Source organism: Klebsiella sp. TF21-TM (assembly GCF_019753495.1).
GTDB classification, from domain to species: domain Bacteria; phylum Pseudomonadota; class Gammaproteobacteria; order Enterobacterales; family Enterobacteriaceae; genus Klebsiella; species Klebsiella quasipneumoniae.
In genome coordinates, this window is record NZ_JAIJYL010000027.1 from 46,755 (window position 1) to 58,660 (window position 11,906).

13 protein-coding genes and 3 pseudogenes are annotated in these 11,906 nt (G+C 60.9%); 5 read left to right on the forward strand and 11 right to left on the reverse strand.

Annotated features, from left to right (window positions below; all coding sequences use genetic code 11):
• Positions 1 to 20: 20 nt before the first annotated feature.
• The 8 genes and pseudogenes from hpaI to K5R89_RS21595 form a co-directional block, all read right to left on the reverse strand.
• Entirely contained in the window at positions 21 to 818 is a 798-nt protein-coding gene (gene hpaI / locus K5R89_RS21560) for a 4-hydroxy-2-oxoheptanedioate aldolase (protein ID WP_044525283.1), read from the reverse strand.
• A gap of 10 nt (positions 819 to 828) precedes the next feature.
• Positions 829 to 1,632, reverse strand: coding sequence for a 2-oxo-hept-4-ene-1,7-dioate hydratase (gene hpaH / locus K5R89_RS21565; protein ID WP_217259552.1), 804 nt, complete (start codon positions 1,630 to 1,632; stop codon positions 829 to 831).
• Positions 1,633 to 1,740: 108 nt separating this feature from the next.
• Positions 1,741 to 2,121 carry a 5-carboxymethyl-2-hydroxymuconate Delta-isomerase gene (locus K5R89_RS21570; protein ID WP_217259553.1) on the reverse strand — a complete coding sequence of 127 codons (381 nt, stop codon included), beginning with the start codon at positions 2,119 to 2,121 and terminating at the stop codon, positions 1,741 to 1,743.
• A gap of 9 nt (positions 2,122 to 2,130) precedes the next feature.
• Positions 2,131 to 2,988, reverse strand: coding sequence for a 3,4-dihydroxyphenylacetate 2,3-dioxygenase (gene hpaD, locus K5R89_RS21575; protein WP_002887492.1), 858 nt, complete (start codon positions 2,986 to 2,988; stop codon positions 2,131 to 2,133).
• A gap of 1 nt (position 2,989) precedes the next feature.
• Entirely contained in the window at positions 2,990 to 4,456 is a 1,467-nt protein-coding gene (gene hpaE, locus K5R89_RS21580) for a 5-carboxymethyl-2-hydroxymuconate semialdehyde dehydrogenase (protein ID WP_023291851.1), read from the reverse strand.
• Positions 4,453 to 5,217, reverse strand: coding sequence for a fumarylacetoacetate hydrolase family protein (locus K5R89_RS21585; protein WP_044525284.1), 765 nt, complete (start codon positions 5,215 to 5,217; stop codon positions 4,453 to 4,455). The genes hpaE and K5R89_RS21585 overlap by 4 nt, the downstream gene beginning before the upstream one ends.
• Complete coding sequence (locus K5R89_RS21590) at positions 5,214 to 5,846, reverse strand: fumarylacetoacetate hydrolase family protein (protein ID WP_049014166.1); 633 nt, start codon at positions 5,844 to 5,846, stop codon at positions 5,214 to 5,216. The genes K5R89_RS21585 and K5R89_RS21590 overlap by 4 nt, the downstream gene beginning before the upstream one ends.
• 57 nt (positions 5,847 to 5,903) lie before the next feature.
• Positions 5,904 to 6,068, reverse strand: a pseudogene (locus K5R89_RS21595) (hypothetical protein).
• 64 nt (positions 6,069 to 6,132) lie between these two features.
• Between K5R89_RS21595 and hpaR the strand changes: the two are divergent.
• The gene (gene hpaR / locus K5R89_RS21600) at positions 6,133 to 6,573 is read left to right on the forward strand and encodes a homoprotocatechuate degradation operon regulator HpaR (RefSeq protein WP_002887503.1); all 441 of its coding nucleotides are present in this window, start codon (positions 6,133 to 6,135) and stop codon (positions 6,571 to 6,573) included.
• A gap of 3 nt (positions 6,574 to 6,576) precedes the next feature.
• Here the strand turns inward: hpaR and K5R89_RS21605 are convergent.
• Positions 6,577 to 6,955, reverse strand: a pseudogene (locus K5R89_RS21605) (FAD-dependent oxidoreductase); the annotation flags it as partial.
• On the opposite strand from K5R89_RS21605, the pseudogene K5R89_RS21610 reads away from it, so the two are divergent.
• Together K5R89_RS21610 and K5R89_RS21615 are read left to right on the forward strand one after the other, a co-directional pair.
• A pseudogene (locus K5R89_RS21610) lies at positions 6,951 to 7,358 on the forward strand (aspartate:proton symporter); the annotation flags it as partial. The pseudogenes K5R89_RS21605 and K5R89_RS21610 sit on opposite strands and share 5 nt — an antisense overlap.
• Before the next feature lie 11 nt (positions 7,359 to 7,369).
• On the forward strand, positions 7,370 to 8,386 hold the full coding sequence (locus K5R89_RS21615; RefSeq protein WP_180263678.1) for an Ldh family oxidoreductase: 1,017 nt from the start codon (positions 7,370 to 7,372) through the stop codon (positions 8,384 to 8,386).
• A gap of 207 nt (positions 8,387 to 8,593) precedes the next feature.
• Here the strand turns inward: K5R89_RS21615 and K5R89_RS21620 are convergent, their stop codons facing one another.
• Positions 8,594 to 9,814 (reverse strand): amino acid deaminase, encoded by a 1,221-nt coding sequence (locus K5R89_RS21620; RefSeq protein ID WP_214184091.1) that lies wholly within the window; start codon positions 9,812 to 9,814, stop codon positions 8,594 to 8,596.
• 76 nt (positions 9,815 to 9,890) lie between these two features.
• On the reverse strand, positions 9,891 to 10,037 hold the full coding sequence (locus tag K5R89_RS21625) for a hypothetical protein (protein ID WP_048296605.1): 147 nt from the start codon (positions 10,035 to 10,037) through the stop codon (positions 9,891 to 9,893).
• Between K5R89_RS21625 and K5R89_RS21630 the strand changes: the two genes are divergently transcribed.
• Positions 10,015 to 11,454 carry an amidohydrolase family protein gene (locus tag K5R89_RS21630; RefSeq protein WP_023291858.1) on the forward strand — a complete coding sequence of 480 codons (1,440 nt, stop codon included), beginning with the start codon at positions 10,015 to 10,017 and terminating at the stop codon, positions 11,452 to 11,454. The genes K5R89_RS21625 and K5R89_RS21630 overlap by 23 nt on opposite strands.
• Positions 11,455 to 11,464: 10 nt before the next feature.
• Complete coding sequence (locus K5R89_RS21635; protein ID WP_217259554.1) at positions 11,465 to 11,857, forward strand: RidA family protein; 393 nt, start codon at positions 11,465 to 11,467, stop codon at positions 11,855 to 11,857.
• The last annotated feature ends 49 nt before the right edge of the window (positions 11,858 to 11,906 follow it).

An 11,906-nucleotide genomic window follows, 5' to 3' on the forward strand; every position in this document is an offset into this window, starting at 1 on the left:
TTGCGCTCCACATTATCCGTTCAATAGACGGATTTATTGTTATCGGTTGTGGTCGTTGCGGTGTGGGTAAAACGGGCCGCCAGCGCTTCTGCGCCGCGCGCCAGCAGGGTGGTATCGACGCCGACGGCGACGAACAGCGCGCCCAGTTCGAGATAGCGCTTCGCCAGCGCTTCATTGGCCATCAGGATCCCCGGCGCCTTACCGGCCTGACGGATTTGCTGGATGGCCTGTTCAATGGCGGCCTGCACTTCCGGGTGCTGCGGATTACCGCCATGGCCCATATCGGCGCTGAGGTCCGCCGGGCCGATAAACACGCCATCCACCCCGTCGACATCGAGGATCTGCGGCAGATTTTTCAGCGCTTCGCGGGTTTCAATCTGTACCAGGACGCACATGGCGTCGTTGGCCTGGTGAAGATAATCCGGCACCCGGTTCCAGCGCGAGGCGCGGGCCAGCGCGCTGCCGACGCCGCGAATGCCGGCGGGCGGGTAGCGGGTGGCTCTGACCGCCAGCCGCGCTTCGTCGGCGTTCTGCACCATGGGCACCAGCAGGGTTTGCGCGCCGATATCCAGCAGCTGTTTGATCTGCACCGGGTCGTTCCACGACGGGCGGACCACCGGCTGGCTGGGGTAGGGGGCGATGGCCTGAAGTTGGGTCAGCACCGTTTGCACATTGTTGGGCGCGTGTTCGCCGTCGATCAGCAGCCAGTCGAAGCCGGCGCCGGCCAGCAGTTCGGCGCTGTAGCTACTGCACAGCCCCAGCCACAGGCCGATTTGCGGGCGCCCGGCCTTAAGCGCCGCTTTAAAAGCGTTGTTCATGTTGCTCTCCTCAGACAAAGCGGCAGCTGATGGCGCCCATGTTGCCGTAGTCGACGTGGAAGGTATCGCCCTTGCGCGCCGGGACCGGACGGGTGAAGGAGCCGCCGAGGATGATTTGCCCGGCTTCGAGCTGGACATCGTACGGCGCCAGTTTGTTGGCCAGCCAGGCCACGCCGTTGGCCGGGTGATTGAGCACCGCCGCGGCGACGCCGGTCTCCTCAATCACGCCGTTGCGATACAGCAGGGCGGAGATCCAGCGCAGATCCAGCTCGTCGGGCTTGATCGGGCGGCCGCCGAGGATCACCCCGGCGTTGGCGGCGTTATCGGAAATGGTGTCGAACACTTTACGCGGGCGCTGGGTTTCCGGGTCGATGTTGTGGCAGCGGGCGTCAATCAGCTCCAGCGCCGGGATCACGTAGTCGGTGGCGTTGTAGACATCAAACAGAGTGCAGTTCGGGCCGCGCAGCGGTTTGGCCAGCACGAACGCCAGCTCGACTTCGATACGCGGAACGATAAAGCGGTCGGTGGGGATATCGCTGCCGTCGTGGAAGAACATATCGTCAAGCAGCGCGCCGTAGTCCGGCTCGCTGATCTGCGAGCTGGCCTGCATGGCTTTTGAGGTCAGGCCGATCTTGTGGCCTTTGAGTACGCGGCCTTCGGCGATCTTCATCTCGACCCACTCGCGCTGTACGGCGTAGGCGTCCTCAATGGTGATCGACGGATAATCCAGCGAGATCGCGCGGATCTGTTCACGCTGTTTTTCGGCCTGATTCAGCCGCTGGGCAATCAGGGTTCGGGTCTGTTTATCGAGCATAGTGATTCCTGTGGCATTGTATTGCCGGATGGCGCTTCGCTTATCCGGCCTACAAATTCATGGCCGCTGTAGGCCCGGTAAGCGCAGCGCCACCGGGCAATTTGCACGTTATTTAAATAAGACGTGCACGTTGTTCTGTTTGTAGTTCAGCGTCGGATCGAGCTCTTCCATGGCGAACGACAGCGCCAGGTAGCGGCTCTCCATCAGCGCCGCGAAGTGGGATTTGATCAGCGCGAACAGCATATCTCCCACGTCCTGACGGCTCTCCAGGCTGCGCCCGGCACCGATCTTCAGCGTCATATGGACAAAGGCGTAATCCTGCCTGCCGTCGGCCATCTGCCAGGTATCCAGCCAGTGGGCACGGCTGCGGATCCCGCCGATCGGAAAGATGCCGGTAGCGGCCAGCGCCTCGTTGACTTTGGCGAACAGCCCAGGCAGATCGGCCTGCTCGCGGATGTTGTCGGTACATTCGGCGATAAAATGTGGCATGGGGCCTCCTTACGCCTGCGCCGGCAGCGGGAACACGGCGTTAACCTGGCCGGTGCCGGAGCTGGCGAACAGCTCGGTGATAAACTCCACCTTGCCGTCGTATTTATCCCAGCCCAGCAGGCCAAGCAGCATCACCGTGTCGTGCATGTTGCCTTCGCCGTAGCAGTAGTCGGCGTACTCCGGCAGCATGGTGCAGAACTCTTTAAATTTGCCCTCGCGCCACAGCTTCACCACCCGCTCATCCATCTGATGATCGAACTCGCGGGTGTAGCTATTCATCCCCTCTTCGGCGCGCTGATCGTCGATAAAGCGGTGCGACAGCGAGCCGCTGGCCAGCACCGCCACGGTGCCGTCATATTTCTCAATGGCTTTGAGGATCGCTTCGCCCAGCCTGCGGCTGTCGGCAAAGTCATGAACGGTACAGAAGGCGGAAATGGACACCACCTTGAAGTGCTTATCGCTGTTCATGTAGCGCATCGGCACCAGGGTGCCGTACTCCAGCTTCAGGCTCGGAATATTGTGCGCTTTGGCGCGCACCCCGAGCTTCACCGCCTCGTCGGCGATGAGCTGACCCAGCTCCGGGTTGCCGTCATAGTCGTAGGTCATGTCGCGAATAAAGTGCGGCAGTTCGTTACTGGTGTAGACGCCCTGGAAATGGTCGGCGCAGTTGATGTGGTAGGCGCTGTTGACCAGCCAGTGGGTATCGAACACGATGATGGTATCGACGCCCATTTCCCGGCAGCGCTTGCCAATTTCTTTATGCCCGTCGATAGCGCCCTGGCGGCAGCCGTGGTTTTTCCCCGGCAGCTCAGACAGGTACATCGACGGCACGTGAGTGATTTTTGCTGCTAACGCTAACTTACCCATATCAGACTCCCCATTTCGGGATCGGATGGTCGCCCATCGAGATGCAGACGTTTTTCATTTCGGCGAACACTTCAAAGCTGTACTCGCCGCCTTCGCGGCCGGTGCCGGAGGCCTTCACGCCGCCGAACGGCTGACGCAGGTCGCGGACGTTCTGGGTGTTGACGAACACCATCCCGGCTTCAATACCGCGCGCCAGACGCAGCACTTTGCTGACGTCCTGGGTCCAGATATACGACGCCAGGCCGTATTCCACATCGTTCGCCAGGCGCAGCCCTTCCGCCTCGTCTTTGAACGGCAGCAGGCAGGCGACCGGGCCAAAAATCTCTTCCTGCGCGACGCGCATGCGGTTGTCGACATCCGCCAGCACCGTCGGGCGCAGGAAATTGCCGGCTTTCAGATGCGCCGGCAGGTCGGACGGTTTATCCGCGCCGCCGGCCAGCAGGGTCGCCCCTTCTTCAATGCCGAGGCGGATATAGCCGGAGACTTTCTCCCAATGTTGCTGGCTAATCAGCGCGCCAACCTGGGTGTTCGGGTCGGTTGGATCGCCGACGCGCAGGCGGTTAGCGCGCTCGGCGAAGCGTTTAACGAACTCGGGGTAGATGCTCTGCTGAATGAAAATGCGCGAGCCGGCGGTGCAGCGTTCGCCGTTGATCGAGAAGATGGTGAACAGCGCGGCGTCGAGGGCGCGCTCAATATCGGCGTCTTCGAAAATCAGCACCGGCGATTTGCCGCCCAGCTCCATGGAGTACTTTTTCAGACCGGCATTTTTCATGATGTTGCGCCCGGTGGCGGTACCGCCGGTAAACGATACCGCGCGCACGTCATGGTGGCGTACCAGCGCATCGCCCGCCGTCGCGCCGTAGCCCTGCACCACGTTCAGTACCCCCGCCGGAATACCCGCTTCCAGCGCCAGTTCGCCCAGACGGTCGGCGGTCAGCGGCGACAGCTCGGACATCTTCAGCACCGCGGTATTCCCCAACGCCAGGCACGGCGCCACCTTCCAGGTGGCGGTCATAAACGGCACGTTCCACGGCGACACCAGCGCGCAGACGCCCACCGGCTGCACCAGGGTGTAGTTCAGCATCTTGTCGTCGACCGGATAGGTCTTACCGTTCATCTGCTGGCACACTTCGGCGAAAAACTCGAAATTGTGGGAGGCGCGCGGGATCAGCACGTTTTTGGTCTGGTGGATAGGCAGACCGGTATCGGCGGTTTCCATCGCCGCGATCTCCGGGACGTTCTGATCGATCAGATCCCCGAGGCGGCGCATCAGGCGCGCGCGCTCTTTCATCGGCAGGTTAGCCCACTTCGGGAAGGCCTCTTTCGCCGCCGCTACCGCCTGATGGACTTCGGCTTCACCGCCGGCGGCGACTTCCGCCAGCACTTCGCCGGTGGCCGGGTTGGTGGTATGAAAATAGTCTGCGCCGGCAACGTTTTTACCGTTGATCCAATGGTTAATCTTTTTCATGACAGTGTCTCCTCATACGCTTGCTGGCTGATGATATGGTTGACCAGGCGGCCCACGCCCTCGACTTCAACGATCACCTCGTCGCCTGGCACCACGTCGGACAGCCCTTTCGGCGTGCCGGTGGCGATCATGTCGCCCGGTTGCAGGGTCATAAATTCGCTTAAGTAAGCGATGAGAAACGGGATGCTGAAGATCAGATCGGCGGTGGTGCCCTGCTGGCGCAGCTCGCCGTTGACCCAGGTGCGCAGGGCCAGATTATGCGGATCCGGGATCGCCTCTTTGCCGACGATCCACGGGCCGATCGGCGTCAGGGTGTCGCGGCTTTTCACCCGCAGGTTTGGCCGGTAGTAGTTTTCCAGATAGTCGCGGATCGCGTAGTCGTTGCAGACGGTATAGCCGGCGACATAGTCCATGGCCTCGGCTTCGCTGACGCGGCGGGCGGTTTTACCGATCACCACCACCAGCTCGGCTTCGTAGTGCATGTATTCCACGTTATCCGGGCGTACCGACTGCTGCTGGTGGCCAGTAAAGGTGTTTGGCGCTTTGATAAACACCAGCGGCTCGGTTGGCGGCTTAAACGCCAGCTCGCTGGCGTGGTCGGCGTAGTTCAGCCCCAGCGCGAACAGCGTGCCGTCGGCGGGCGGCAGCCAGCGGAATTCACCTTCTTTCAATACCGTGCCATCGTCCAGGCGCACCTGGTCGCGTTCATCGACCACCGCATCGCGTACCTGTCCCTGCCATTCAATACGTGCCTGTTTCATGCCAGCTCTCCTTCTGCGACAACCGGGTTTTCCAGCGCCGGGAAGCCCTCGGCGAGAATGCGTACGCGATCGCCGGGACGCAGCGTAACGCGGGAGTGGGGCGTACCGATGAGGATCGCGTCGCCGGGATTGAGGGTGGCGAACTCGCTCAAGGCGCTCAGCAGCTGCGCGGCGTTACGCTGCAGATCGCCGGTATGCCAGCTGTCCGCTTCGCGGCCGTTGATTTCGGTGATGATGGTCAGGTTATCGACGTTGCGCACCGGCGACAGCGCGCCGACGGGGCAGAAACCATCGCGGCACTTGGCCTTGATCGCCGGGCGATAAAAACTCTCTTCCGGCAGGCTGACGTCGTTCGCCAGCGCGTAGCCGGCGATATAGTTCGCTGCCTCTTCCGCCGCCACCTTGCGCGCGGTTTTGCCGACAATCAGCGCCACGGTGGCGCCGCTTTGCACGGTTTCGCCCTGCGGATAGGGGATCGCCTCGCCATCGCCAATCACGGTATTGCGCGGCTTGATAAACCAGACCGCGGTTTTCGGCGGCGTTTTGTAGGGGGCCTGTTGAAACGCCTCGCGCCAGGCGTCGAGCTGGCTGCGATGATTGAGCGCAACGGCGAAGATGGTACCTTTCATTCACCACTCCTCTGGGACTGATTTCGGTTCAAAGGGATTTCGTTAATATATTAATGATCATCTTTTATGCTTTGCGATGAGGTTTAGCAACTGGAAGTGAATGTTTTGTGATCGGATTAACACAATATTTACATATCAATAACTTATTCGTTATTAATCAAATAGTTGAATATTTTTCTGGGAAAGGCTGGTACTTTTCAGGTGCAGAAACCGGTTGTACATGGCAGGATTAAAGCTAATTATTAAGTTGTTAATAAGTTTTAGATGAGGCCGTTGAGGGGATACTATGCATGATTCATTAACCATTGCCTTGTTGCAGGCGCGTGAAGCGGCGATGGCCTACTTTCGACCGATCGTCAAACGACACAATCTCACCGAACAGCAGTGGCGGATCGTGCGTATCCTCGCCGAACGTCCGTCAATGGACTTTCACGATCTGGCTTTTCGCGCCTGTATTCTGCGCCCCAGTCTGACCGGGATTTTGACGCGCATGGAGCGGGATGGACTGGTGCTGCGGCTGAAGCCGGTTAACGATCAGCGCAAGCTGTACGTCTCGCTGACGCCTGCCGGAACCGCGCTGTACGAAAGCGCCCAGGCGGAGGTGGAAGAAACCTATCGCCTGCTGGAGGCTCAGTTCACTACTGAAAAGCTGCAGCAACTGACCTCGCTGCTGGAGGAGTTTATTGCGCTTGGCGTCCCTGCCGGGCGCGGTGATGAAGAAGAGTAGCGGTTACGGCTCGGCGCTCAGCCTGGCGAGGGCAATAAGCGTTTCCGCACGGGCGGGAGACAGCGGCTCTCTCGGCTGCGGCAGCGGCCAGCCATATAGCCAGCGGGCGCTGGCGGGCAAATAACGCCTGGGCCTGCTGACTGGCCCCGGCGGCGGCATACCCGGCGATTTCGCCCTCCGCCAGCGCCCGCTCGCTCCCGCCGAAACCGGTGTACTCCCCGGCGGCGTAAATATCCGCGAGGCTGGTCTGCTGCCAGCGGTTAACCTGGATCGCCTCCTGCGCCGTGGCGCAACCGAACAGCAGCTCCGTCTCGATATTGGGCACCAGCCCGTAGCCGATAGCCAGCCGATCGCAGGCGACAGTCCGCTCGACGCCGCGCCGCAACGCCCCGGATCTGCCGCGGCCGTTCCGCGTGCGCGCCTTCGGCATCATCGGCCCGGTGTCGTTTATGGTCTCGGCGCTGATCGTCTACTGGTCCGGCTGGAATACGCTCTCGTGGCTGCTGGGGCTGCAGATCGTGATGTTTGTGGTGTATGTGGTGTGCAAAGGCAAGGTGCCGGAACATACCGTGAGCCTGGCGCAGCAGGTGAAGTCTTCGCTGTGGCTGATCGCTTTTTATGCGTTGATTATCCTCTTTTCCTGGCTGGGCAGCTTCGGCGGGCTTAATGTTATTGGTCACCCCTGGGATACGGTGCTGGTGGCGGCGATGTCGCTGGGGATTTATTACTGGGGCGCGCGCAGCTGTCTGCCGCAGGCTAATTTTAGCGGAGACGAAGAAGAGTAAAGGAGAACAGTATGGGGTCGGTAACTCTATCGTTACCAGAAGCTTATGACCTGGCGCTGGCGGTGCTCAGCGCCAATGGATTCAGCGCCGACCACGCGGCGGCCATCGCCCGTAACGTGGCTGCCGGGGAGCGCGACGGCTGCGCTTCCCACGGCCTGTGGCGGCTGTTGGGCATTGTCGATACCTTGCGTAAAGGTAAGGTTTCGCCTGATGCCGAGCCGCAGATCCACGACCAGGCGCCGGCGATTGTGCGGGCGGATGCCGGGGGCGCCTTTTCGCTGCTGGCCTACGAACGCGCGCTGCCGCTGCTGCTGGAGAAAGCGCGGCACAGCGGTATTGCGGCGCTGGCGATTAACCGCTGCGTCCATTTTTCCGCGTTGTTTGCCGATATTGAACCGTTGACTGAGGCAGGGCTGGTGGGGCTGGCCTGTACGCCAAGCCATGCCTGGGTCGCCCCGGCGGGCGGCACCCGTCCGCTGTTCGGCACCAACCCTATCGCCTTTGGCTGGCCGCGGCGGGAGGAGCCGCCGTTTATTGTTGATATGGCGACCAGCGCCGCGGCGCGCGGCGAGATCCAGCTGCATCAGCGCGCCGGCAAAGCGCTACCGGAAGGGTGGGGAATCGACAGCCAGGGGCAGCCGACTACCGATGCCACAGAGGTACTGAACGGCGCGATGTTAACCTTCGGCGGCCATAAGGGCTCGGCGCTGGCGGCAATGGTTGAGCTGCTGGCCGGGCCGCTTATCGGCGATATGACCAGCTCCGAATCGCTGGCGTGGGATAACGGCGCGGGCGGTTTACCCTACGGCGGAGAACTGATTCTGGCGCTGGATCCGCAGCGTTTTCTCGGCGCGCAGGCACAGGAGCAGCTGGCGCGCGCCGAAACGCTGTTCAATGCGATGCAGGATCAGGGCGCGCGGCTGCCGGGCGAGCGGCGTTTCGCCTGCCGCCAGCAGAGTGAGCGGCAGGGGGTCGCCATCAGCCGTTCATTGCATGATGAGATTTGCGCCTTGCGCCAGGGCGGGTAAGGCGCGAATTGCCGTCCCCCGGGACATCCCCCGGCTTGCGCTACGCTTAGCCGGGCTACCGAACGTCGCGGGTTGTGTAGCCCGGGCAAGGCGCGAAGCGCCGCCACCGGGGCATCCCCCGGCTTGCGCTACGTTTAGCCGGGCTACCGAACGTCGCGGATTGTGTAGCCCGGGTAAGGCGCGAAGCGCCGCCACCCGGGATGCCTGTCAAAACAGCGTGTCGAGCTCGTCCAGCACGTTGTAGTCGTCATCGACCAGCAGCAACGTCTTCCACTTATCAAAGGTCAGACAGGGGTGCGAGGTGCCGAACAGCAGAATATCGCCGACCTGCACATCGCTGCCTGGCGCCAGGCGCAGCATACAGTGCTGATCCATGATGCCGATGCTGACGATCGACTCAGCGCGCAGCGCTAACTCCCTGCCGTGACGATAATGGGCGATCGGCTGCGGCAGCCCGGCGTCGAAAGCGCAGTCGCGCTTGCCGAAATTCACCACCGCACGATCTGCCTCCGGCACCGATTGCACCATTGCCATCAGCTCCAGCGCTGAAGTGAGATCGCCGGCGAGATCGCAGGCAATCGGATCGCGGGCGATCAGCGCTTGTTGGGCGAGATCGTAGATCCCGCGATCGTGGGTGATATAACAGCCAGGGCGAATGACGATACGGCAGCGGCGCGGTTTTGCCGCCGCCAGCCAGATGTTGCACACCACGTCATACCAGACGGTGCCCGCGCCGGTGAGAATAAATTCGCCGTCAACCAGCGGCTCCATGCGGCAGGCTAGCGCTGCAGCCTGTTGTAATAGCGCTTCCACCTGCGGTTGCGGATCGTCGCCGTGCAGGACCCCTTCATACAATTCCAGACCGCGTAGCCGTAGCCCCGGCAGGTCGCTGACCCGCTGCGCCAATGCCAGCGCGTCATCCACGCTACGACAGCCGCAGCGCCCGCCCGGCACGCCAAGTTCAATCAGCACATCCAGCGTTTGCCCCTGGGCGGCGAAGAACGCGGAGAGGGCGCGCACGTTGGCCTCGCTATCGACGCAGCAGATAAAATCCACTGCCCGGTAGTGGGCTTTTAGCTGCGCGACCACCTGCATATTGGCCTTACCGACCAGCTGATTGACCATCAGGACGCGCTGGATGCCGCTGGCCATCGCCGCGCTGGCCTGCCAGGCGCTGCCCACGCCAATCCCCCACGCTCCCGCTCGCTGCTGCGCCTGAAATATCCATGGCGTCATTGTCGTTTTGCCATGCGGCGCCAGCGACACGCCGCGGGCGTCGGCGTAACGCTGCATCCATGAAATATTATTTTCCAGCGCCGACTTTTTTAGCAGCGCGGCGGGTAGACAGACCTCTTCCGCCAGCAGATTAGCCGGCGCGGACATGAGGGCGGATTTGTGCGGAATGAGCGGTGCTGAATGGTATTTCATAACACTTTCCTTTCAGGGTTTATAATCGGTGAGTTGCTGGGTATCAGTTATAATTATTTGATAATAATGATTTTAATTAATAATTATTGTTTCTTTTGAATAAAAGTATCACAAAATGATCTGGTTTTTGCGTAGTTTTCCACTGTTTTTTGCACTTGTAAATGGTTAACTTGTCGGTATGTCGAAAGGGAGTAATTGCTATGAAAGTTGACTGGCTTTTCAAAAACGTCACGGTGATCGACGGGAGCGGCGGGCCGCAATACCGTGCTGATGTGGCGGTGAAGGGCGACCGAATAATGGCTATCGCTCCGGCGCTTGACGTCGCGGCGGAGCAGGAGATAGATGGTCAAGGGCGGGTACTGGCGCCTGGCTTTATCGATGTTCACACCCATGACGATATCAACGTCATCCGCATGCCGGAGTATCTGCCTAAGCTCAGCCAGGGGGTGACAACCGTGATCGTCGGCAACTGTGGGATCAGCGCGGCAACCGCCACCATGCGCGGCGAGGTGCCGGACCCGATGAATCTTCTCGGCGAACGACAGCACTTTATCTATCCCACCGTCGAAGCCTATGCCCATGCGGTAGAGGCGGCGCGACCCTCGCTTAACGTCGGGACGCTGATTGGGCACACCGCGCTGCGTAATAACCATATGGATGACCTGTTCCGCCCGGCGAGCGAGACGGAAATCGCCGGCATGCGCATACAGTTGCGCGATGCGCTGCGGCAGGGCGCTTTAGGACTGAGCACGGGACTTGCCTACGCCAGCGCCTTCCAGTCGACCACCGAAGAAGTGATGGCGCTCGCTGAGGAGTTGACGGCAGAGGGGGGAATTTACACCACCCACCTGCGTTCGGAGTTCGAGCCGATTCTGGAGGCGCTCGACGAGGCGTTCCGTATTGGTCGCCACGGCAACGTGCCGGTGGTGGTCTCGCACCATAAGTGCGCCGGCGCGAAAAACTGGGGTCGCACGAAGGAGACGCTGGCTTTCTTCGATGAGATGCGCCAGCGCCAGGAGATCGCCTGCGACTGTTACCCCTATTCCGCCAGCTCGTCGACGCTGGATATGAAGCAGGTCACCGATGAGTTCGATATCGTCATCACCTGGTCGGAAGCACAGCCCGAGCAGGCCGGAAAAACGCTGCAGCAGATCGCCGATGAATGGCAGGTGAGCCTGCACGACGCCGCGGCGCGGCTGATGCCGGCAGGCGCTATTTATTACAACATGGACGAGCAGGACGTACGGCGGGTGCTGGGTTATCCGGTGACCATGATTGGCTCCGATGGGCTGCCGAACGACCCGATGCCGCATCCGCGGCTGTGGGGCGCGTTTCCGCGGGTCCTGGGCCACTACTGCCGCGATGAACGCCTGTTTCCGCTGACTACCGCGATCCACAAAATGACCGGGCTGTCGTCGGCGCGCTTCCAGCTGGCGGATCGTGGGCTGGTAAAAGTGGGCTATTACGCCGACCTGGTGCTGTTTGACCCGCTGACGGTGCGCGATGTCGCCAGTTTCTCCGACCCGAAACGTCCGGCGGACGGTATTGAGGCGGTGATGGTTAACGGCGTGATGAGCTACGGCAGCGACAAAAAGATTATCGGGCGCGCGGGGCGTTTCCTGCGCCGCCGAATGAACTGAGGAGTGAAAAATGAGTATTAAACGTTATGGCATAGAGGGCGGTACCGGTACCGGCGGGCAGCACCTGCCGTTCGCGCGGGCGGTGGAAGCGGGAGGCTGGCTGTACGTCTCCGGCCAGACGCCGATGAAGGACGGGGAAGTGGTGGAAGGCGGGATTGCCGACCAGTCGCGTCTGGCGATTCAGAACTGCGTAGATATCATGACCGAAGCGGGCTACACCCTGGCCGACGTGGTGCATGTTAAAGTGATCCTCACCGATGCGCGCTATTTTCAGTCTTTCAATAAAGTCTTCCGCGAGTTCTTTGGCGACAACCCGCCTGCCCGCATCTGCTGCGTAGCGGACCTGGTGGTGGATTGTAAAGTCGAAGTGGATGTGACCTGTTATAACGCTTCTCGCGCATAAAAAGTTAGTAACCAGAAATATAAACAGTCATTTTGAGCGCTGAAATAAT